This window comes from Streptomyces sp. NPDC048389 (assembly GCF_040706335.1).
Lineage (GTDB): Bacteria > Actinomycetota > Actinomycetes > Streptomycetales > Streptomycetaceae > Streptomyces.
The window spans coordinates 21,050-42,652 of record NZ_JBEZKP010000037.1 but is presented as its reverse complement, the minus strand read 5'-3'; the positions used below and the strand labels follow the sequence as shown (position 1 = coordinate 42,652).

At 71.3% G+C, this 21,603-nt stretch carries 14 protein-coding genes; 13 read left to right on the top strand and 1 reads right to left on the bottom strand.

The window, feature by feature from the left end; all coding sequences use genetic code 11:
• Positions 1-9 precede the first annotated feature (9 nt).
• The 11 genes from pulA (at position 10) to argF (ending at position 17,248) form a co-directional block, all read left to right on the top strand.
• On the top strand, positions 10-5,406 hold the full coding sequence (pulA, locus tag AB0903_RS23400) for a pullulanase-type alpha-1,6-glucosidase (protein WP_366705748.1): 5,397 nt from the start codon (positions 10-12) through the stop codon (positions 5,404-5,406).
• 85 nt (positions 5,407-5,491) lie between these two features.
• On the top strand, positions 5,492-5,890 hold the full coding sequence (locus AB0903_RS23395; protein WP_356894886.1) for a cell division protein SepF: 399 nt from the start codon (positions 5,492-5,494) through the stop codon (positions 5,888-5,890).
• A gap of 320 nt (positions 5,891-6,210) precedes the next feature.
• Complete coding sequence (locus tag AB0903_RS23390; RefSeq protein WP_366705786.1) at positions 6,211-7,302, top strand: ATP-binding protein; 1,092 nt, start codon at positions 6,211-6,213, stop codon at positions 7,300-7,302.
• On the top strand, positions 7,299-7,631 hold the full coding sequence (locus AB0903_RS23385; RefSeq protein WP_366705746.1) for a nucleotide pyrophosphohydrolase: 333 nt from the start codon (positions 7,299-7,301) through the stop codon (positions 7,629-7,631). Before AB0903_RS23390 ends, AB0903_RS23385 begins: the two co-directional genes overlap by 4 nt.
• A 203-nt stretch (positions 7,632-7,834) precedes the next feature.
• Positions 7,835-8,320, top strand: a complete 486-nt coding sequence (locus AB0903_RS23380; protein WP_366705744.1) for a DUF6099 family protein — start codon at positions 7,835-7,837, stop codon at positions 8,318-8,320.
• Positions 8,321-8,487: 167 nt separating this feature from the next.
• Positions 8,488-9,411, top strand: a complete 924-nt coding sequence (locus AB0903_RS23375; protein ID WP_366705742.1) for an LLM class F420-dependent oxidoreductase — start codon at positions 8,488-8,490, stop codon at positions 9,409-9,411.
• A gap of 16 nt (positions 9,412-9,427) precedes the next feature.
• A complete protein-coding gene (mmuM, locus tag AB0903_RS23370; protein ID WP_366705740.1) occupies positions 9,428-10,366 on the top strand; it encodes a homocysteine S-methyltransferase in 939 nt (312 codons plus the stop codon).
• A 46-nt stretch (positions 10,367-10,412) separates the two neighbouring features.
• Positions 10,413-11,873, top strand: a complete 1,461-nt coding sequence (locus AB0903_RS23365) for a 3' terminal RNA ribose 2'-O-methyltransferase Hen1 (protein WP_366705738.1) — start codon at positions 10,413-10,415, stop codon at positions 11,871-11,873.
• The gene (locus AB0903_RS23360; RefSeq protein WP_366705736.1) at positions 11,870-14,467 is read left to right on the top strand and encodes a polynucleotide kinase-phosphatase; all 2,598 of its coding nucleotides are present in this window, start codon (positions 11,870-11,872) and stop codon (positions 14,465-14,467) included. Before AB0903_RS23365 ends, AB0903_RS23360 begins: the two co-directional genes overlap by 4 nt.
• A 358-nt stretch (positions 14,468-14,825) precedes the next feature.
• Positions 14,826-16,058, top strand: a complete 1,233-nt coding sequence (locus AB0903_RS23355; protein WP_366705734.1) for an arginine deiminase — start codon at positions 14,826-14,828, stop codon at positions 16,056-16,058.
• Positions 16,059-16,231: 173 nt separating this feature from the next.
• Entirely contained in the window at positions 16,232-17,248 is a 1,017-nt protein-coding gene (gene argF, locus AB0903_RS23350; RefSeq protein ID WP_366705732.1) for an ornithine carbamoyltransferase, read from the top strand.
• Between the two features lie 104 nt (positions 17,249-17,352).
• Here argF and AB0903_RS23345 read toward each other — a convergent pair whose 3' ends face one another.
• On the bottom strand, positions 17,353-17,778 hold the full coding sequence (locus tag AB0903_RS23345) for an ATP-binding protein (protein WP_366705730.1): 426 nt from the start codon (positions 17,776-17,778) through the stop codon (positions 17,353-17,355).
• A 226-nt stretch (positions 17,779-18,004) separates the two neighbouring features.
• On the opposite strand from AB0903_RS23345, the gene AB0903_RS23340 reads away from it, so the two are divergent.
• Together AB0903_RS23340 and AB0903_RS23335 are read left to right on the top strand one after the other, a co-directional pair.
• Positions 18,005-18,832 (top strand): enoyl-CoA hydratase family protein, encoded by an 828-nt coding sequence (locus AB0903_RS23340; protein WP_366705728.1) that lies wholly within the window; start codon positions 18,005-18,007, stop codon positions 18,830-18,832.
• A 226-nt stretch (positions 18,833-19,058) separates the two neighbouring features.
• A complete protein-coding gene (locus AB0903_RS23335; RefSeq protein ID WP_366705726.1) occupies positions 19,059-21,419 on the top strand; it encodes a bifunctional salicylyl-CoA 5-hydroxylase/oxidoreductase in 2,361 nt (786 codons plus the stop codon).
• The last annotated feature ends 184 nt before the right edge of the window (positions 21,420-21,603 follow it).

Sequence of the window (21,603 nt, the reverse complement as noted above, 5' to 3'; positions counted from 1 at the left end):
AGACCCGCCTTGATACGCCCCCGTATCCCGCTGCGCAGCGCAGTGGCCGCCGCCGTGGCGACGGCGACGGTCGCCGCGCTCGTGTCCGCCCTTCCGGCGGCAGCGGCGCCCAAGCCGCCGAAACCGCCGTCGGACGGATCGCTGGCTTCCGAGCCCGCCCGTCACGACCTGACGCGTGAGCAGTTCTACTTCGTCCTGCCCGACCGCTTCGCCAACGGCGACCCGAAGAACGATCGCGGCGGGCTGACCGGTTCGCGCCTCGCGACCGGCTACGACCCCACCGACAAGGGCTTCTACCAGGGCGGCGACCTCAAGGGGATCACCGAGAAGCTCGACTACATCAAGGGCCTCGGGACCACTGCCATCTGGATGGCGCCGATCTTCAAGAACCAGCCCGTGCAGGGCGAGGGCAAGGACGCCAGCGCCGGCTACCACGGCTACTGGATCACCGACTTCACCCAGGTCGACCCGCACTTCGGCACCAATGCCGACCTGGAGCGGCTGGTCGACAAAGCCCACGCCAAGGGCATGAAGGTCTTCTTCGACGTCATCACCAACCACACCGCCGACGTCGTCGACTACAAGGAGAAGTCGTACGACTATCTCTCAGAGGGCGCTTTCCCGTATCTGACCAAGGACGGCGTGCCGTTCGACGACGGCGATTACGCGGACGGCTCGAAGCGCTTCCCCCGCGTCGACGCGGACTCCTTCCCCCGGACGCCCGTCGTGCCCGGGGACAAGAAGGACCTCAAGGTCCCGTCCTGGCTCAACGACCCGACGATGTACCACAACCGCGGTGACTCCACCTTCGCCGGCGAGTCCTCGGAGAACGGCGATTTCGTCGGCCTGGACGACCTGTGGACCGAGCGTCCCGAGGTCGTCGAGGGCATGGCGAAGATCTATCAGCGCTGGGTCCGCGACTTCGGTATCGACGGCTTCCGTATCGACACGGTCAAGCACGTCAACACCGAGTTCTGGACGCAGTGGGCCACCGCGCTCGACGTGTACGCGGCCAAGCGCGGCCGTGACGACTTCTTCATGTTCGGCGAGGTGTACTCGGCAGATCCGGCCATCACCTCGAAGTACGTGACCCGGGGCCGTCTCGACGCCACCCTGGACTTCCCCTTCCAGGACGCCGCACGGGCCTACGCCTCGCAGGGCGCTCCCGCCGAGAAGCTGGCGAACCTCTTCGCGCAGGACTACCGCTACACCACCGACAAGGCCAACGCCTACGAGTCGGTCCCCTTCCTCGGCAACCACGACATGGGCCGCTTCGGCACGTTCCTCGCCCAGGACAACCCGGAGGCCGGCGACGCCGAACTGCTGGCGCGGTACAAGCTCGCCAACGAGCTGATGTTCCTCAGCCGCGGCAACCCCGTCGTCTACTACGGCGACGAGCAGGGCTACACCGGCGCCGGCGGCGACAAGGACTCCCGCCAGACGCTGTTCGCCTCGAGGACCGCGGACTACCTCGACGACGACCAGCTCGGCACCGACCGCACCCACGCGGACGACGCTTACGACACCTCCCACCCGCTCTACCGGCAGATCGCCGCACTGGCGAAGCTCACCAAGGCCAACCCGGCGCTGCGCGACGGCATCCAGGAGCAGCGGTACGCCGAGGGCTCGGTGTACGCCTTCTCCCGTACGGACGCGAGGGCGCGGATCGAGTACGTCGTCGCCGTGAACAACGCGGCCGACGCGAAGACCGTGCGGATCCCGACCGGCTCTGCCGGCACGGACTTCGCGGCGATCCACGGTGGGGACGACACCGTCCGCAGCGACGGTGACAAAACCGTCGAGGCGACCGTCCCGGCGCTGGGCGCCCTGGTGCTGAAGGCGGCGAAGCCGCTCGGCGCGCCCACCGCGGAGCCCACGCTCACTCTGCGGGCCCCCGAGGCCGGTGCCACCGGCACCGTGGAGATCTCCGCCGACGTCGAAGGGGGGCGGCTGAACCGCGTCGTGTTCGCCGCCCAGACCGGCAACGGCAGGTGGCAGGTCCTCGGCTCCGCCGACCACGCCCCCTACAAGGTCACCCAGCACATCACGGCCCCGGCCGGAACCGCCCTGCGGTACAAGGCCGTCGTCGTCGACAGCGCGGGCCGCACCGCGAGCGCGACCGCCGCCACCACCAGCGGCGCTCCGGCCGTGGAGCAGCCGCCGAGCGCCACTCAGCGCGACTACGCGATCGTCCACTACAAGCGCGCGGACGGAGACTACGCCGACTGGGGCCTGTACACCTGGGGCGACATCGCGGAGGGTGAGGGCACCACCTGGCCCGCCGGAAAGCCGTTCGGCGGGCGCGACGCCTACGGCGCCTTCGCCCACGTCAAGCTCAAGCCCGGCGCATCCTCGGTGGGTTTCATCGCCGTGAACAAGGACGGCGTCAAGGACACCGACGCCGACCGCGAGGTCGATCTGTCGAAGACCGGCGAGGTATGGATCGAGCAGGGCAAGCCGGAGGTGCTGGACACCGCACCCGAGGGCGCGTACCCGCCCCAGGACACCACCAAGGCCGTGCTCCACTACCAGCGCCCCGACGGGGACTACACCGGCTGGGGCCTGCACACCTGGACCGGCGCCGCGAACCCGACCGACTGGTCGAAGCCGCTCGAGCCGGTGCGCACCGACGCCTACGGCGCGGTCTTCGAGGTGCCGCTCGCGGCCGGAGCCACCTCGCTCAGCTACATCCTGCACAAGGGCGACGAGAAGGACCTGCCGTCCGACCAATCGCTCGACCTCAAGGCAGCCGGCCACGAGGTGTGGCTGCTCGCCGGCCAGGAGAAGCACCTGCTGCCGCAGCCCAAGGGCGGCGGCGCGGCACTCGACCCGACCAAGGCGGCGGCCGTCTGGATCGACGAGGACACCGTCGCCTGGAACGGCAGCGACGCCGCCGCCTCCAGCGTCCTGCTGTACGCGCGTGACGGCTCCATCGCCGTCAAGGACGGCGCCCTCACCGGAGAGCGCCGGGTGCTGCGGCTGAACAGGACGGAGCTGACCGACGCGCAGAAGGCGAAGTTCCCCCATCTGAAGTCCTACGGGGCCTTCTCCGTCGACCCGCGCGACCGCGACAGGGTGCGCGAGGCGCTGCGCGGGCAGATCGTGGCCGCGCAGTACGCGGCCAACGGGGCCGCGCTGACCGCCACCGGAGTGCAGATCGCCGGGGTCCTCGACGACCTGTACGCGGCGAAGGCCACCAAGGCCGACCTCGGCGCCACCTTCGACCGCAAGGGCGTTCCGACGCTGCGGCTGTGGGCGCCGACCGCCCGGCACGTCTCCCTGGAACTCGACGGGAAGCGTGTCGCCATGCGCCGCGACGACACGAGCGGCGTCTGGTCCGTCAGAGGCAGGAAGAACTGGAAGGGCGACGCGTACCGGTACCACGTGAAGGTCTGGGCGCCCAGCGTCCAGAAGGTCGTCACCAACAAGGTCACCGACCCCTACTCGCTCGCGCTGACCACCGACTCCGAGCGGAGCGTCGTCGCCGACCTCTCCGACAGGTCGCTCATGCCGGCCGGCTGGTCGGCGCTGAAGAAGCCCGCCGCAGTGCCGCTGAAGGACGCGCAGATCCAGGAGCTGCACATCCGCGACTTCTCGATCGCGGACACCACGGCCGACCACCGGGGCACCTACCTGGCCTTCGCGGACAAGGACAGCAAGGGCTCACGCCACCTGCGCGAGCTGGCCGGCGCCGGTACCTCGTACGTGCATCTGCTGCCCGCATTCGACATCGGCACCATCCCCGAGAGGAAGTCGGAGCAGCAGCAGCCGGAGTGCGACCTCAAGGTCCTCGCACCCGACTCGGCAGAGCAGCAGGCGTGCATCGCGAAGGTTGCCGCGAAGGACGCGTTCAACTGGGGCTACGATCCGCTGCACTACACCGTGCCGGAAGGCTCGTACGCGACCGACCCGGACGGAACACGCCGTACCGTCGAGTTCCGGCAGATGGTCAAGTCGCTGAACCGGGACGGGCTGCGCACCGTCATGGACGTGGTCTACAACCACACCGTGGCCGCCGGCCAGTCCGACAAGTCCGTACTCGACAAGGTGGTGCCCGGCTACTACCAGCGGCTGCTGGCCGACGGCAGCGTTGCCACCTCCACCTGCTGCGCCAACACCGCGCCGGAGAACGCGATGATGGGCAAGCTCGTCGTCGACTCGGTCGTGACCTGGGCGCGTGACTACAAGGTGGACGGGTTCCGCTTCGACCTGATGGGCCACCACCCGAAGGAGAACATCCTCGCGGTGCGCGCCGCGCTCGACGAGCTGACGCCCGAGCGGGACGGCGTGGACGGCAAGGACATCATTCTGTACGGCGAGGGCTGGAACTTCGGCGAGGTCGCCGACGACGCCCGCTTCGTCCAGGCCACCCAGAAGCACATGGCGGGCACCGGCATCGCCACCTTCTCCGACCGGGCACGTGACGCCGTCCGCGGCGGCGGCCCGTTCGACGAGGACCCGGGCGTGCAGGGCTTCGGTTCCGGGCTGTACACCGACCCCAACCCCTCCGTCGGGGAGCAGGCCAACGGCACAGCGGCGGAGCAGAAGGCACGACTGCTGCACTACCAGGACCTGATCAAGGTCGGGCTGTCCGGCAACCTCGCCTCCTACTCCTTCACCGGCACGGCCGGCCGGACCGTCAAGGGCTCCGAGGTCGACTACAACGGCGCCCCGGCCGGCTACGCCGCCGCACCCGGTGACGCCCTCGCCTACTCGGACGCCCACGACAACGAATCGCTGTACGACGCCCTCGCGTTCAAGCTCCCGGCGACCACCTCCCCGGCCGACCGGGCGCGTATGCAGGTGCTCTCGATGGCGGTCTCCGCCCTGTCGCAGGGACCGGCGCTCTCCCAGGCCGGGTCGGACCTGCTGCGTTCCAAGTCCCTGGACCGCAACTCGTACGACAGCGGCGACTGGTTCAACGCGATCCACTGGGACTGCCGCGACGGCAACGGGTTCGGCCGCGGACTCCCGCCCGAGGCCGACAACAAGCCCAAGTGGGGCTTCGCGAAGCCGCTGCTCACCACTCCTTCGCTGACCGTCGGCTGCGCGGAGATCAACGGCACGTCCGCCGCCTACCGGGACCTGCTGAGGATCCGCACCGGAGAGCCGGCCTTCGGCCTGTCCACCGCGGAGCAGGTCCAGTCGGCCCTGTCCTTCCCGCTGTCGGGCGAGGACGAGACGCCCGGAGTGATCACCATGCGCCTGGACGACCTGGTCGTGGTGTTCAACGCCACTCCCGGGGAGCAGACCCAACGGGTCGGGGCGCTCGCCGGCAAGGGCTACGTCCTGCACCCCGTCCAGCGCGCCGGTGCGGACGAGGTCGTCAAGACGTCCGAGTACGAGAGGAGTTCCGGCAGCTTCACGGTTCCGGCGCGTACGGTCGCCGTGTTCGAGCGCGGCTGAGCACCGCGCTCGGCACCTGAGGTTCCCCGTCCCCTCACCCGTGTCGCTGTTGGGCCGAACGGGTGAGGGGAGCGAGGATGGAACCATGAGTAGGTACGAGAGGTACGACGTCACCGACGAGCAGTGGGAGGGCCTGGCCCAGGTGGTCCCGCTGCGCGGCCGCAACGAGTGGCCGTCGCGGGTCGACCACGTCACGGTCCCGAGGGAGTACGAGGCCGCCGAGCACCGCCGCTTCATCGTCCTGCGGGTACAGGTCTTCGCCGACGCGCGCGAGGTCGCCGAGTACCTCATCGCCGGGATGCCGGTGCTGCTCGACCTCACCGGCGCCGACACCGACGTCGCCAAGCGGATCCTCGACTTCAGCAGCGGCGTCGTGTTCGGACTCGGCTGCGGAATGCACCGGGTCGACCGCAACGTCTTCCTTCTCGCGCCCGTCGGCACGGAGGTCGAAGGGATCGCGGCCGCCGCCGTCCCTCATTCGTAGGAAGCTCCCGAAGGCGGAACGGTTCGGCGTGTCCCGGGCTGCGTACCGTCCGGAAAATGGACGCGAACACGCTGGTCATGGGCCGGGACACGCCACCAGGGCGGGGGAGCGGCAGCCTTCCCCCCGTCCCGCATCGCTTGGACCGGGATCCCTCGGTCCCGCATCGCGCGGACCCGCATCCCTCGGACCCGCATCACTTGGACCAGGATCACTCGGACCTGCATGCCCCGCTCCCGCATGCCCCGCTCCCGCATCCCCCGCTCCCGCATGCCGCGGGTCCGCGGACCCGGGGCGCCCCCTCCCGGCCCGCCGTCACCGAACTGAGGCTGTCCGCCTTCAGATCGCACCGTTCCGCCGTCTTCCCACTCGGCCCCATGACCCTGTTCGCCGGAGCGAGCGGCAGCGGCAAGTCGAACGCGCTGTGGGCGTACGAGGCCCTGGCGCGGCTGGGCGCCGGACACGACCTGGCCACCGCCTTCCCCGAACCGGGCGAGTGCGTCCCGGAGCGGGCGGTGGCCGACCGGCAGGGGCGACGGGGCTTCCGCATCGGCTGCACGGTCGACGGGCCGGCCGGCCCCGTGGGCCTCGACGTCGCCGTACAGGCGGAGCCGCGACTGCGGGTGGTGGGCGAACGGCTCACCGGCGGCGGCCGGACCCTGCTGACCACGGCGCTGCGCGACCCCTCCCGCCCCGTGCTCGAGGCCGCCTGGCACACCGGGGGCTCGGCGACCGTCACCCGTGGGCCGCTGCCGGACGACAGGCTCGGGACCGCGCTGCTGCCGCTGCGTGTCGCGGGCAGCACCGACGCGCAGTTGCAGGTCCTCGCCGCGGCCGAGCAGGTCGTGCTGGCGCTGCGGTCGGTCTTCGCCTGCGACCCCCGGCCGGAGCGGATGCGGGAGCCCGTGCCGGCCGGGACGGGGCGGCTGCGCCGCGGCTGCGACAACCTGGCGGAGGTGCTGCACCGCACCCGGAGCGAATGCGCCAAGCGGCACGCGTGGCTCGCCGCGGCCGCCCGGACGGGATGTGCGGGAGCCGTGGACGACCTGACGGTCGAGGAGTTGGCCGACGGACGGGTACGTGCCCTGCTCGAACGGGGCGGTGCCGGCGGAGCGACGCCGGTGGGCAGACTCGGCGAGGGGGAGCTGAGATATCTGGGGCTCGCCCTGGTACTGCTCACCGGGCCCGGAGTGCTGGCAATGGACCAGGTGGCGGAGGTGCCGTTGGCGTACCAGTCGCTCACGGTGCTCGCCGACGGCTTCGACCGCTGCCTCGATCCCGAGCAGACCCGCCAACTGGTCGCGCTCGGGGCGAAGATGTGCGCACGGGGGCACATCAGACTGGTGGGGACGGTCACGGACGCGTCGTACGCGCGGGGGGTCGGCGGCGTGACGGTGGTAGACCTGGTGCCGTGACGAGAGATGACGGGCTGGATGTCGAGGGGTTGCAGCGCCGGCTGGCGTCGTTCGCGGCGGCGCGCGGCTGGGAGCCGTACCACACACCGAAGAACCTGGCCGTGGCGCTGAGCGTGGAGGCAGCCGAACTGGTGGAGATCTTCCAGTGGTTGACGCCGGAGGAGTCGGCGCGGGTGATGGACGACGCCGGGGACGCGCACCGGGTGCGTGACGAGGTCGCGGACGTGCTCGCGTATCTGCTCCAGTTCTGCGAGGTCGTCGAGATCGATGCCCTCCAGGCGCTGTCGGAGAAGATCGACCGGAACGAGATCCGTTTCCCCCGGAAGTGAGAACGAGAAGCGGAAACGGGAGGCCAACGGACGTCTGCTGCCGGGTGCACAACGGTGATGCGTCACTCTCCGGAGTCATCGAGTTATCCACAACCGCCTTGCTGTCCACAGATTTCCGAATTCCCCTGGCTTTCTGGCTCAATGAGCTTCACTCTGGGTAATGAACTCAGTAGGAAGAAAGCCGTACGAACGGGGGAGTGCAGATGGATGCGGAACGGCTCGTGAAGGTGTGCCGGCATGCGCTGGCTCAGAGTCGCGCGGTGCCGGACATCGTTGCGGAGGCATGGCAGGCTCAGGCGCTGGCGCAGGCGATCGGCGCCCGGCTGGCGCTCGGTGGTCCGACGGAGATCAAGGGTGAGGCCGCGGGGCTGAGCGAGATCGGCGGCCGCGGGTGCGGGGTGCTCGACCATCCGATGGTGCGCAGCGGCGGCGTGCGGGCGGCGCAGCTGACCCAAGTGGTCGACCCGGAGGCGGCGTTACTTGCTCTGAACGTGCTGCTCGCGGACGTCGGAATCGCGCTCGTCGGTGTCGCCTGCGCCACGGACGACGAGGGTCTGTACTGGCAGTGCATCGAGACGATAGACACGGCCGACGAGTCGAGCGACCGGGTCCGAGGGATGCTGCGCCGGCTCGCGGAGCGCGAGCCGGACCGGCCGCCGGAACCGGTCCGCGGCCGCGCGGGGCCCTGACGGCGGCCCGCGGGCGGCTCGACGGCGGCCTCCTTCTTGACAGCGGCCGGGACTTGCCGGCAGGCCGGGACCTGACGGCGACTCGTTGCGCGCCGCCGGCGGGCGGGCGTGGCCGGAGGCCGTGTCCGGCTGCGGCGGGGCGGCGGCCGAAGGTGCAGGATGGAACCATGGATCTTCGAATCTTCACCGAGCCCCAGCAAGGGGCGAGCTACGACACCCTGCTGGCTGTCGCCAAGGCCGCCGAGGACCTCGGCTTCGACGCGTTCTTCCGCTCCGACCACTATCTGAGCATGGGCTCCGCCGACGGACTGCCCGGGCCGACCGACGCCTGGATCACCCTCGCCGGACTGGCGCGTGAGACCAGCCGCATCCGTCTCGGCACGTTGATGACCGCGGGCACCTTCAGGCTGCCGGGCGTGCTGGCCATCCAGGTCGCCCAGGTCGACCAGATGTCGGGCGGCCGCGTCGAACTGGGCCTGGGAGCGGGCTGGTTCGAGGACGAGCACAGGGCATACGGCATCCCCTTCCCCAAGGAGAAGTTCGCGCGGCTCGAGGAGCAGCTGGCGATCGTCACCGGGCTGTGGGCGACGGAGGTGGGCAAGACGTTCACCTACGAGGGCACGCACTACCGGCTGACCGACTCGCCCGCCCTGCCGAAGCCCGCCCAGACCAAGGTGCCGGTGCTGATCGGCGGCCACGGAGCGACCCGTACACCGCGGCTCGCCGCACAGTACGCGGACGAGTTCAACCTCCCCTTCGCCTCGATCGAGGACACCGAGCGCCAGTTCGGCCGGGTGCGCGCCGCGGCGGAGAAGGCCGGCCGTGCACCGGACGATCTGATCTACTCCAACGCGCTGGTCGTGTGCGTCGGGAAGGACGACGCGGAAGTGGCACGCCGCGCCGCCGCGATCGGCCGCGAGGTGGAGGAGCTGAAGGCCAACGGCTTGGCGGGATCGCCCGCCGAGGTGGTCGACAAGATCGGACGGTACGGGGCGACGGGAGCCTCCCGCATCTATCTGCAGGTGCTCGACCTCGACGATCTCGACCACCTGGAACTGATCTCGTCCCAGGTCGGCTCCCAGCTGAGCTGATCCGCAGGGAGCCGCCGTGAAACCCGCCCGCCCGCTTGCCGCCGCCCTCGCCGCCGGGCCCGTCGTCCTCGACGGCGGTCTGTCCAACCAGCTCCAGGCGCAGGGCTGCGACCTGACCGGCGGCCTGTGGTCCGCCCGGCTGCTCGCCGACGACCCGCGCCAGATCACGGCAGCGCACACCGCGTACGTACGGGCGGGAGCGCAGGTGCTCATCACGTCGAGCTACCAGGCCACGTTCGAGGGTTTCGCCCGGTGGGGCCTCGACCGGGCGGAGACGGCCCGGCTGCTCCGGCGCAGTGTGGACCTCGCCAGGTCCGCCGCACAGACGGCCGACCACGAGGTGTGGGTCGCCGCATCGGTCGGGCCGTACGGCGCGATGCTCGCGGACGGCAGCGAGTACCGCGGCCGATACGGGCTGGGCGTACGGGAGCTGGAGCGTTTCCACCGGCCGCGGATCGAGGCGCTCGCCGCGGCCGGCCCGGACGTGCTCGCGCTGGAGACCGTGCCGGACACCGAAGAGGCGGAGGCACTGCTGAGGGCGGCCGAGGGATGCGGCGTCCCGGTATGGCTCTCGTACACCCTGGCCGGTGGCCGGACGCGCGCCGGTCAGGACGCTGCCGCGGCGTTCGGGATCGGCGCGGGGCGGGACGAGGTGATCGCCGTCGGAGTCAACTGCTGCGATCCGCGGGAGGCCGCCGCCGCGGTGGCACTGGCCTCCCGGGTCACCGGCAAGCCGGCCGTCGTCTACCCCAACAGCGGCGAGCGGTGGGACGCCGCCGCCCGGGCCTGGCGGGGCGGTTCCGCGTACGACCCTGCCCGGGTGCGCGAATGGTGCGCGGCGGGCGCCCGGCTGGTCGGCGGGTGCTGCCGGGTCGGTCCGCGGGAGATCGGGGAACTCACGCGGCTGCTCGCACCGGACGAGGGGCAAAAAGGCGTAAAGGGCCCCGTGGCCTGAGGAAAACCCCTGGTCGGGGTGGCCGAAGGGGACGATACTCAAACGCGTGTTCCTGACGATCAGTACCACCGGCACCCCTGAGCGCCCCGCGACCGACCTGGGCTTTCTGCTGCACAAGCATCCCGACAAGGCGCAGGCGTTCTCCACCTCGCACGGCACGGCGCACGTCTTCTACCCCGAGGCGTCCGCCGAGCGGTGCACGGCCGCACTGCTGCTGGAGGTGGATCCGGTGGCACTGGTGCGGCGCGGCAAGGGCAAAGGACGCGGCGGCGCCCCCGACTCGGCGCTCGCCCAGTACGTCAACGACCGCCCGTACGCGGCGTCGTCCCTGCTGGCCGTCGCCCTGAGCGCGGTGTTCAAGAGCGCGCTGCGCGGTGTGTGCGCCGCCCTGCCCGAACGGGCGGAGGCCCCGCTGCCGCTGCGTGTCGAGGTGCCCGCGCTGCCCGCGCGCGGTGGTGCCGAACTGGTCCGGAAGCTCTTCCAACCGCTCGGCTGGAGCTCCGTCACGGCCGAACCCGTCCCGCTGGACCCGAAGTTCCCCGAATGGGGCGACTCCCGCTACGTACAACTGGTACTCGAAGGCGAGCTGCGGCTGGCCGACGCGCTGCGCCAGCTCTATGTGCTGCTTCCCGTTCTCGACGACGCCAAGCACTACTGGGTCGCACCGGACGAGGTCGACAAGCTGCTGCGGGCCGGCGAGGGCTGGCTGGCCGAGCACCCCGAGCAGAAGCTGATCACCAGCCGCTATCTCGCGCGCCGCTGGGGCCTGACCCGCCAGGCCATGGAGCGCCTCGAACTGGTACGCCTCGCCGAGGCCGACGACCTCCAGGTCGAGGACGTGGACAACGCCGTGGACGAGACCACCGACACCGAGGAGCGCCCCGTACCGCTCGCGGAGCAGCGCAGGGACGCCATCCTGGCGGCCCTGCGCGACGCGGGCGCGAGCCGGGTGCTCGACCTGGGCTGCGGACAGGGCCAGTTGGTGCAGGCGCTGCTGAAGGACGTCCGGTTCACCGAGATCGTCGGCGTCGACGTGTCCGTACGCGCCCTGACGATCGCCGGCCGGCGCCTGAAGCTGGACCGGCTCGGTGAGCGCCAGGCCGCACGGGTGAAGCTGATGCAGGGGTCGCTCACGTACACCGACAAGCGGCTCACCGGCTACGACGCCGCTGTGCTCAGCGAGGTCGTCGAGCACCTGGACCTGCCCCGGCTGCCGGCCCTGGAGTACGCGGTGTTCGGCTCGGCCAGGCCGCACACGGTGCTCGTGACGACGCCCAACGTCGAGTACAACGTCCGCTGGGAGACGCTGCCCGCCGGCCGTGTGCGCCACGGCGACCACCGGTTCGAGTGGAGCCGCGAGGAGTTCCGGCAGTGGGCGGAAGGCGTCGCCGGGCGCCACGGCTACACGGTGCGGTTCGTACCCGTGGGCCCAGAGGACCCCGAAGTGGGCCCGCCCACCCAGATGGCAGTGTTCGAGATGACCTCGAAGGAGGCGAAAGCCGCATGACCAGTACCGAAGAAGCCGTGGTCGCCACCCCCGGCCGCCGGCTCCCCGTGACCGACCTGTCCCTGGTCGTCCTCGTCGGCGCCACCGGCTCCGGCAAGTCCACCTTCGCGCGCAGGCACTTCAGGCCGACCGAGGTGATCTCCTCCGACTTCTGCCGAGGACTCGTCGCCGACGACGAGAACGACCAGAGTGCCAGCCGCGACGCCTTCGACGTCCTGCACTACATCGTGGGCAAGCGGCTCGCGGCCGGGCGGCTCACGGTCGTCGACGCGACGAATGTGCAGCCCGAGAGCCGGCGGCAACTGGTGCGCCTCGCCCGGGAGCACGACGTCCTGCCGATCGCGATCGTCCTCGACATGCCCGAGGACGTCTGCGCCGAACGCAACGCCACCCGCCCCGACCGCGCCGGTATGCCCCGACACGTCATCGCACGCCACCGCCGGGAGCTGCGCCGCTCGCTGCGCGGCCTCGAACGCGAGGGCTTCCGCAAGGTGCACGTCCTGCGCAGTGCCGAGGAGGCCGACAGCGCGGAGATCGTCCTCGAGCGCCGCTACAACGACCTGCGCCACCTCACCGGACCGTTCGACATCATCGGCGACGTCCACGGCTGCAGCTCCGAACTCGAAACCCTGCTCGGCAAGCTCGGCTACACCGACGGTGTCCACCCCGAGGGCCGTACCGCCGTCTTCGTCGGCGACCTCGTCGACCGGGGCCCGGACAGCCCCGGAGTGCTGCGGCGCGTGATGGGCATGGTCGCGGCGGGCAGTGCCCTGTGCGTGCCGGGAAACCACGAGAACAAGCTGGGACGCTGGCTCAAGGGGCGCAACGTCCAGCACACCCACGGACTCGCGGAGACGATCGAGCAGCTGGAGAAGGAGGACGCCAAGGACCCCGCCTTCCGGGAGCAGGTACGGGAGTTCATCGACGGACTCGTCAGCCACTACGTCCTCGACGAGGGCAGACTGGTCGTCTGCCACGCCGGTCTGCCCGAGAAGTACCACGGCCGTACCTCGGGCCGGGTCCGCTCGCACGCCCTGTACGGGGACACCACGGGCGAGACCGACGAGTTCGGGCTGCCCGTCCGCTACCCGTGGGCGGAGGACTACCGCGGCCGTGCCGCCGTGGTCTACGGCCACACCCCGGTACCCGACACGTCGTGGATCAACAACACCATCTGCCTCGACACCGGCGCCGTCTTCGGCGGGAAGATGACCGCCCTGCGCTGGCCCGAGCGCGAACTGGTCGACGTACCGGCCGAGAAGGTCTGGTACGAACCCACGAGGCCGCTGCTCACCGAAGCGCCCGGCGGGCGGGAGGGCCGGCCCCTCGACCTCGCCGACGTACAGGGCCGGCGGGTCGTCGAGACCCGGCACATGGCCCGGATCGGCGTCCGCGAGGAGAACGCGGCCGCCGCGCTGGAGGTGATGAGCCGGTTCGCCGTCGACCCCCGGCTGCTGACGTACCTGCCGCCGACGATGGCGCCCACCGCCACCTCCCGCGAGGATGGCTGTCTGGAGCACCCGGCGGAGGCGTTCGCCCAGTACCGCGCCGACGGCGTCGCCAGGGTCGTGTGCGAGGAGAAGCACATGGGCTCGCGGGCCGTCGCACTGGTCTGCCGCGACGCCGACGCCGCGCGTGAGCGGTTCGGCGTGGACCCGGTCACCTCCCGGGCCGAGGGCGGTGGAGGGCCGACCGGTGCACTGCACACCCGCACCGGACGGCCCTTCTTCGACGACCCCGCGATCACCGAGGAGATCCTGGAACGTCTGCGCGCGGCGGTCTCCGCCGCCGGTTTGTGGGAGGAACTCGACACGGACTGGCTGCTGCTCGACGCCGAGCTGATGCCCTGGTCCCTCAAGGCGTCCGGACTGCTGCGCTCGCAGTACGCCGCGGTCGGCGCCGCGTCCGGGGCCGTGCTGCCGAAGGCGGTCGGCGCCTTGGAGGCCGCTGCCGCGCGGGGTGCCGGGGTCGCCGACCTGCTCGCCCGGCAGTACGGGCGTACCGCCGACGCGGCCGCGTTCACCGACGCCTACCGGCGCTACTGCTGGAGCACCGACGGGCTCGGCGGGGTGCGCCTCGCGCCGTTCCAGATCCTCGCCGCCCGAGGCCGTTCGCTCGCCGCGGTACCGCACGACGAACAACTGGCCTGGCTGGACAAGCTGGTGGAGCACGACCTCACCGGCCTGCTCCAGGTCACCAGGCGACTGGTCGTCGACACGTCGGACGAGGCGTCGGTACGGGCCGGTACCGACTGGTGGCTGGAGATGACCGGGCGGGGCGGTGAGGGCATGGTGGTCAAGCCGCTGCAGGCACTCGCACGGGACGGGAAGGGGCGGCTCGTACAGCCCGGCGTCAAGGTCCGAGGACGCGAGTACCTGCGCATCATCTACGGCCCCGAGTACACCCGGCCGGAGAACCTCGAACGGCTCCGGAACAGGTTTCTGAACCACAAGCGCTCCCTCGCGCTGCGCGAATACGCTCTCGGGCTCGAGGCACTGGACCGGCTGGCCGGCGGCGAGCCGCTGTGGCGCGTCCACGAAGCCGTGTTCGCCGTGCTGGCACTGGAGTCGGAGCCGGTCGACCCCCGGCTGTGACCGGACGTGGCGTCCCGGTCGGGCAGCGTTGGCAGTTGCTCGCCCCAGCCTGTGATCACCCGCTCGTGAAGAGCGGGTGATCAGGCACGGAGTACGGGGGAGCAGTCGTGCGCATGCTGCCGGACCTCACCGAGGACGCCGCGGCGCATCGGCGTCCGGGGCGCTGCAGCAGGCGCCGGCCTGCGGAATACGACGAGAGGACTTCTCGCCCGACGGGCCCGCGAGGCGCGGCATGTCACCCGACGGACGCCGCCGGAACCCGGGCGCATACATCGCATGACGGATCCCGGGGCACGAACTCCGGACGCGATCAGCCGTTCGACGGGTGAGCGGCCTGCGGCACGGCCAGGATGGGGGCATGGGATTCCATGTCGACTCCGAGACCGGGCGGCTGCGCCGGGTCATACTGCACCGGCCCGATCTGGAGCTGAAGCGGCTCACCCCGAGCAACAAGGACGCTCTGCTCTTCGACGACGTGCTGTGGGTGCGCCGCGCCCGCCAGGAACACGACGGCTTCGCAGACGTGCTGCGCGACCGAGGGGTGGAGGTGCATCTCTTCGGCGATCTTCTGCGCGAGTCGCTGGAGATCCCGGAGGCCAGAAAGCTCGTGCTGGACCGGGTCTTCGACGAAAAGGAGTACGGGCCGCTCGCCACGGATCATCTGCGCGCCGCGTTCGACGAACTGCCGACCGCCGACCTGGTCGAGGCGCTGGTCGGCGGGATGACCAAGCGGGAGTTCCTCGCCGGTCATTCGGAGCCGACGTCCGTGCGCTTCCACGTGATGGACCTGGACGACTTCCTGCTGCACCCGCTGCCCAACCACCTGTTCACCCGCGACACTTCGGCCTGGATCTACGACGGGGTCTCGATCAACGCGATGCGCTGGCCGGCCCGGCAGCGCGAGACCGTGCACTTCGAGGCGATCTACAAGCACCACCCGCTGTTCGTGGGCCCGGAGGCGGGTCCGTTCCACCACTGGTCCGAGGGCCAGGACGACTATCCCTCCACCATCGAGGGCGGCGATCTGCTGGTGATCGGCAACGGCGCGGTGCTGATCGGGATGAGTGAGCGCACCACACCGCAGGCCGTGGAGATGCTGGCCCGCGGGCTCTTCGCCGCCGGTTCCGCCCGCACGATCGTGGCCCTCGACATGCCCAAGCGCCGGGCCTTCATGCATCTGGACACCGTCATGACGATGGTCGACGGCGACACCTTCACCCAGTACGCCGGGCTCGGCATGCTCCGCTCGTACACCATCGAGCCGGCCGAGGGAAAGCGCGGGCTCAAGGTCAGTGACCATCCGCCGGAGCGGATGCACGACGCGATCGCCGCCGCGATCGGTCTGAAGGACATCAGGGTGCTGACGGCCACGCAGGACGTGCACGCGGCGGAACGCGAGCAGTGGGACGACGGCTGCAATGTCCTGTCGGTCGAACCGGGTGTCGTCGTCGCCTACGAACGGAACGTGACGACCAACACGCACCTGCGCAAACAGGGCATCGAGGTGATCGAGATCCCGGGGAGCGAACTGGGACGAGGTCGGGGCGGTCCGCGCTGCATGAGCTGTCCCGTCGAGAGGGATGCCGTTTAGAACGGCACCGTCCTAGCCGTCCGGATCGCCGGCCCGGATCGTTCGTGCGGGCCGGTCGTCCGGGCCGGTCGTGCGGACCATCACGCGCGTCGTCGGACGGGGTGCTGTATAGCAATGCAGTGGATCGTATAGAGTTCCACTGTCATCGCATCCGCCACGCAGGAGCAGCCATCATGGCGATACATCTCGAAGGCCGCCACTTCCTCAAGGAGCTGGACTTCACCGCCGAGGAGTTCCGCGGCCTGGTCGACCTGGCCGCCGAGCTCAAGGCGGCCAAGCGCGCGGGCGCCGAGGTCCAGCGACTGCGCGGCCGGAACATCGCTCTGATCTTCGAGAAGTCGTCGACCCGCACCCGCTGCTCCTTCGAGGTGGCAGCCGCCGATCAGGGCGCCTCGACAACCTACATCGACCCGTCCGGCTCCCACATCGGCAGCAAGGAGTCCGCCAAGGACACCGCGCGGGTGCTCGGCCGGATCTTCGACGCCATCGAGTTCCGCGGTGACGGCCAGGACACCGTCGAGGAACTGGCGGCGTACGCGGGTGTGCCGGTCTACAACGGGCTCACCAACCACTGGCACCCCACCCAGATGCTCGCCGACGTGCTCACCATGACCGAGTACGCGGGCAAGCCTCTGGAGCGGACGGCCTTCGCGTACCTCGGTGACGCCCGTTTCAACATGGGCAACTCCTACCTGGTCACCGGCGCCCTGCTCGGCATGGACGTCCGGATCGTCGCGCCCAGGGCGTACTGGCCGGCCGAAGGGGTCGTCGCCGAGGCGCACCGGGTCGCCGCCGCGAGCGGCGCCAGGATCACGCTCACCGAGGACATCGCCGAGGGCGTGCGGGGCGCCGACTTCGTCGCCACGGATGTGTGGGTGTCGATGGGGGAGCCGAAGGAGGTCTGGGACGAGCGCATCAAGGCGCTGGCGCCCTACGCGGTGACCATGGACGTGCTGCGGGCGACGGGGAACGCGGACGTCAGGTTCCTGCACTGCCTGCCCGCCTTCCACGACCTGGGCACCAAGGTCGCCCGGGAGATCCACGAGAGGTACGGGCTGGCGGAGCTGGAGGTCAGCGACGAGGTCTTCGAGTCGGAGCACTCGGTCGTCTTCGACGAGGCCGAGAACCGTATGCACACCATCAAGGCCGTCATGGTCGCGACGCTCGGCGGTGCCACCGCCGGCCTGTAGCGCCTGTGGGGTGTGGGCCCGGGAGACGGCGGCCGGACAGGCCCCCCGGAGCGCGGTCGGGGTGCGGGCCGGGGTCAGGGCTCGGTCGGGGGTGCGGGCCGGGGTCAGGGCTCGGTCAGGAGGATGAACCAGACGGCCTTGCCCCGCTCCGTGGGCCGATGGCCGCAGTCCTTGCTCAGCGCCCGGATCAGCAGCAGCCCGCGGCCGCCTTCCTGCCATGGATCCGGCCGCGGCATCGGCGCGCCCTCCGTGAGCCCGGCGGGCGGCGCCGGGTCCGCGTCGTGCACCTCGACCTGGCAGCCCGACGGCAGCAGCTCCACCACGAGCTCTATGGGTGAACCCTCCGCGGTGTGCTCCACCGCGTTGGCGACCAGCTCGGCTGTGAGGAGCTCCGCGGTGTCGCAGTCCGCCGGTACCGGGTGATCGCCGTCCTCCAGTGCGGCACGCACCAGCGCGCGGGCCATGGGGACGGCTGCCGTGGTGTGCGGCAGCGCGAAGCGCGACGAGGCGGGACCGGTGGGTGGGAGCAAGGCGCACTTCCCGTTCGGTGGCAGTTCCAGTTCTCAACCCTACGAAGCGCGGGACGCGGAACCGGGGGCGGACGCCCGCGCGGGCCTGGACCTGTGCCAGAACCGGGACGGGACTTTCGCGGAGTCGGGACAGTCGTATAGCGCAGTCGTGACGGAAGTCATAAACGGGTGATAGCTTCGACATGGAGGCAGCAGCAGACCGCCCGCTCCGAAGGAGGCCCCCTCGATGAGCCCCTTTACCGGTTCCGCCCCGCGCACCGAGGACTGGTGCCATCTGCGGTTGACGAGGGACGACGGCGTCGCGACCGTCACCCTCGCCCGCCCGGACAAGCTCAACGCCCTCACCTTCGGCGCCTACGCCGACCTGCGCGACCTGCTCGCCGAGCTGTCCAGGGAGCGCTCGGTGCGGGCTCTGGTGCTGGCCGGCGAAGGCCGCGGGTTCTGCTCCGGGGGAGACGTCGACGAGATCATCGGCGCGACCCTGTCCATGGACACCGCCCAGCTCCTCGACTTCAACCGGATGACCGGCCAGGTCGTACGCGCGATCCGGGAGTGCCCCTTCCCGGTGATCGCGGCGGTGCACGGCGTCGCCGCGGGTGCCGGCGCGGTGCTGGCGCTGGCGGCCGACTTCCGGATCGCGGACCCGTCCGCCCGCTTCGCCTTCCTGTTCACCAGGGTGGGGCTCTCCGGCGGCGACATGGGCGCGGCCTATCTGCTGCCCCGGGTCGTGGGACTCGGCCATGCGACGCGTCTGCTCATGCTGGGCGACGCGGTCCGCGCGCCGGAGGCGGAGCGGATCGGCCTGATCAGCGAGCTGACCGACGAAGGCCGGGCGGATGTCCGGGCCGCCGAGCTGGCCCGCCGCCTCGCGGACGGTCCGGCGCTGGCCCACGCCCAGACCAAGGCGCTGCTGACGGCCGAGCTCGACATGCCGCTCGCCGCGTCGGTGGAGCTGGACGCGGCGACCCAGGCGCTGCTGATGAACGGCGAGGACTACGCGGAGTTCCACGCGGCCTTCACCGAGAAGCGCCCCCCGAAGTGGCAGGGCCGCTGACATGCGCCCGGAAGCCGGCCCGCATGCCAATCCAGTCCCGGCCCGGGCCGAGGACTGGCCGGCCACCCCTCCGACCCCGGGCACGGGCGGGGCTCGGGCGGTACCCTCTCCGGCCCCGGGCGGGGCTGGGGCGGTACGCTCTCCGGCCCGGGCGGTACCCCCTCCCGCCACGGCCGAGGCTCGCCCGGCGACCCCTCCGGCTCCCGCCCCGACCGCGGACCCGGCAGTGGCCCCGCCCGCGCCCACCGCCGTTTCCGCCCGCCCGCTGCGCGTCGCCGTCATCGGCGGCGGCCCCGGTGGGCTGTACGCCGCCGCACTGCTCAAGCGGCTCGACCCTGCCCGCGAGGTCACCGTCTGGGAGCGGAACGCACCCGACGACACCTTCGGCTTCGGCGTCGTCCTCTCCGACGAGACCCTCGGCGGGATCGAGCATGCCGACCCCGTGGTGTACCGGGCGCTGCAGGAAGAGTTCGTACGGTGGGACGACATCGACATCACCCACCGCGGACACACCCTCACCTCCGGCGGACACGGCTTCGCCGCCCTCGGCCGGCGCCGGCTCCTGGAGATCCTTCACGAGCGCTGCGAGTCCCTCGGCGTCCGTCTCCGCTTCCGTACCCCCGCCCCGCCCGCCGCCGAACTGGCCGCCGCCCACGACCTCGTCATCGCCGCGGACGGCGTCCACAGCGCCACCCGCGAGGCACACGCCGACGTCTTCCGGCCCCGCGTCACCACGCACCGCTGCCGGTACATCTGGCTCGCCGCCGACTTCGCCTTCGACTCCTTCCGTTTCGAGATCGCCGAGACGGAGCACGGCGTGATGCAGCTCCACGGTTATCCCTTCTCCCGCCCGTCACCCGACCACCACCCCTCAACGGGGCCCTTCGGGCCGCAGAACCCATTGGGTGCCTCCACCGTCATCGTCGAGATGCGCGAGGAGGTGTGGCGTGCCGCCGGTCTCGACGCCTGCGACGAACAGCAGTCGACCGAGCGCTGCGCCAAGGTCTTCGCCGAGGCCCTCGGAGGCCGCCCCCTGCGGGGCAACTCCTCCGCCTGGACCGCTTTCCGCACCGTCGTCAACGACCGCTGGTCGCACGGCGGCACCGTGCTCCTCGGCGACGCAGCGCACACCGCGCACTTCTCCATCGGCTCCGGCACCAAGCTGGCCGTCGAGGACGCCCTCGCGCTCGCCGCCTGCGTCGAGGAGCAGCCCGACCTGCCCACCGCCCTCGCCGCCTACGAGACCGAGCGCCGCCCGGTCGTCGAGTCGACCCAGCGCGCGGCCGCCGCCAGCCTGCGCTGGTTCGAGGAGCTCGCCGTCCACACGGACCAGCCGCCCCGTCAGTTCGCCTTCAACCTCCTCACCCGCAGCCGCCGTGTCACCCATGACAACCTGCGGCTGCGCGATCCGGCCTTCACCGACGCCGTCGAGCGGGAGTTCGGCTGCCCGCCGGACACACCGCCGATGTTCACCCCCTTCCGGCTGCGCGGTCTGACGCTGCGCAACCGCGTCGTCGTCTCGCCCATGGACATGTACTCCGCCCACGACGGCATGCCCGGCGACTTCCACCTCGTGCACCTCGGCGCCCGCGCCCTCGGCGGGGCGGGTCTGGTCATGACCGAGATGGTGTGCGTCAGCCCCGAGGGCCGGATCACCCCCGGCTGCACCGGCCTCTACAGCACGGAACAGGCCGCCGCCTGGCGCCGCGTCACCGACTTCGTCCACGACGGCTCACCCGGCACCGCGATCGGCGTCCAGCTCGGTCACTCCGGCCGCAAAGGCTCCACCCGGCTCATGTGGGAAGGCATCGACCAGCCACTGGACACCGGCAACTGGCCCGTGTCCGCCGCCTCCCCGCTTCCCTACCGCCCCGGCGTCAACCAGATCCCGCACGCGCTCGACCGCGCCGGACTCGCCGAGATCCGCCGGCAGTTCACCGCGGCCACCCGCCGTGCGGTCCACTGTGGATTCGACCTCCTGGAACTCCACAGCGCCCACGGCTACCTGCTGTCGGGCTTCCTCTCCCCGCTGACCAACCAACGCTCCGACGCCTACGGCGGTTCCCTGGAGCGACGGCTCCGCTTCCCCCTCGAGGTCTTCGGCGCGATGCGCGACGTCTGGCCGGACGACAGGCCGATGACGGTCCGCATCTCGGCCACCGACTGGGCCGACGGTGGCACCACGGCCGAGCATGCCGTGGCAGTCGCCCGCGCCTTCGCCGCACAGGGCGCCGACGCCATCGACGTCTCCACCGGCCAGGTCGTCGCCGACGAGCGCCCCGAGTACGGCCGCTCGTACCAGACCCCGTACGCCGACCGGATCCGCAATGAGGCACATGTGCCGGTCATCGCGGTCGGTGCCATCTCGTCCTGGGACGACGTCAACTCGATCCTGCTGGCCGGCCGCGCCGACCTCTGCGCCCTGGCCCGCCCCCACCTCTACGACCCCCACTGGACGCTCCACGCGGCGGCCGACCAGGGCTACACCGGCGACGCCGCGCCCTGGCCGCTGCCGTACCGGGCCGGCAGCCGCAAGCCGCCCACCGGCCGTACCGACGCCCCCAAGCCGAGGCTCACCCTCGACTGAGGCACTCGTGACAGCAGCACCGACCGGGGTGCGGCACGGACGGACAGTGGCACGGACGGACGGACAGTGGCACGGACGGGAGCGCGGCACCGGGCGGACGGCGGCACGGACCGGGGGGCGGCGCGGACCCGGGGTGCGGCGCCCCGGGTCCGGAGTGCGGCAGGGACCGGTGTGCGGCCCTTCC

Bases quoted from the DNA above. Each gene is read 5' to 3' on its own strand.
- AB0903_RS23380 (WP_366705744.1), top strand. From the start codon at position 7,835: ATGGATGCGGAACGGCTCGTGAAGGTGTGCCGGCATGCGCTGGCTCAG.
- AB0903_RS23360 (WP_366705736.1), top strand. From the start codon at position 11,870: ATGACCAGTACCGAAGAAGCCGTGGTCGCCACCCCCGGCCGCCGGCTC.
- AB0903_RS23355 (WP_366705734.1), top strand. From the start codon at position 14,826: ATGGGATTCCATGTCGACTCCGAGACCGGGCGGCTGCGCCGGGTCATA.
- argF (WP_366705732.1), top strand. From the start codon at position 16,232: ATGGCGATACATCTCGAAGGCCGCCACTTCCTCAAGGAGCTGGACTTC.
- AB0903_RS23395 (WP_356894886.1), top strand. From the start codon at position 5,492: ATGAGTAGGTACGAGAGGTACGACGTCACCGACGAGCAGTGGGAGGGC.
- AB0903_RS23340 (WP_366705728.1), top strand. From the start codon at position 18,005: ATGAGCCCCTTTACCGGTTCCGCCCCGCGCACCGAGGACTGGTGCCAT.
- AB0903_RS23375 (WP_366705742.1), top strand. From the start codon at position 8,488: ATGGATCTTCGAATCTTCACCGAGCCCCAGCAAGGGGCGAGCTACGAC.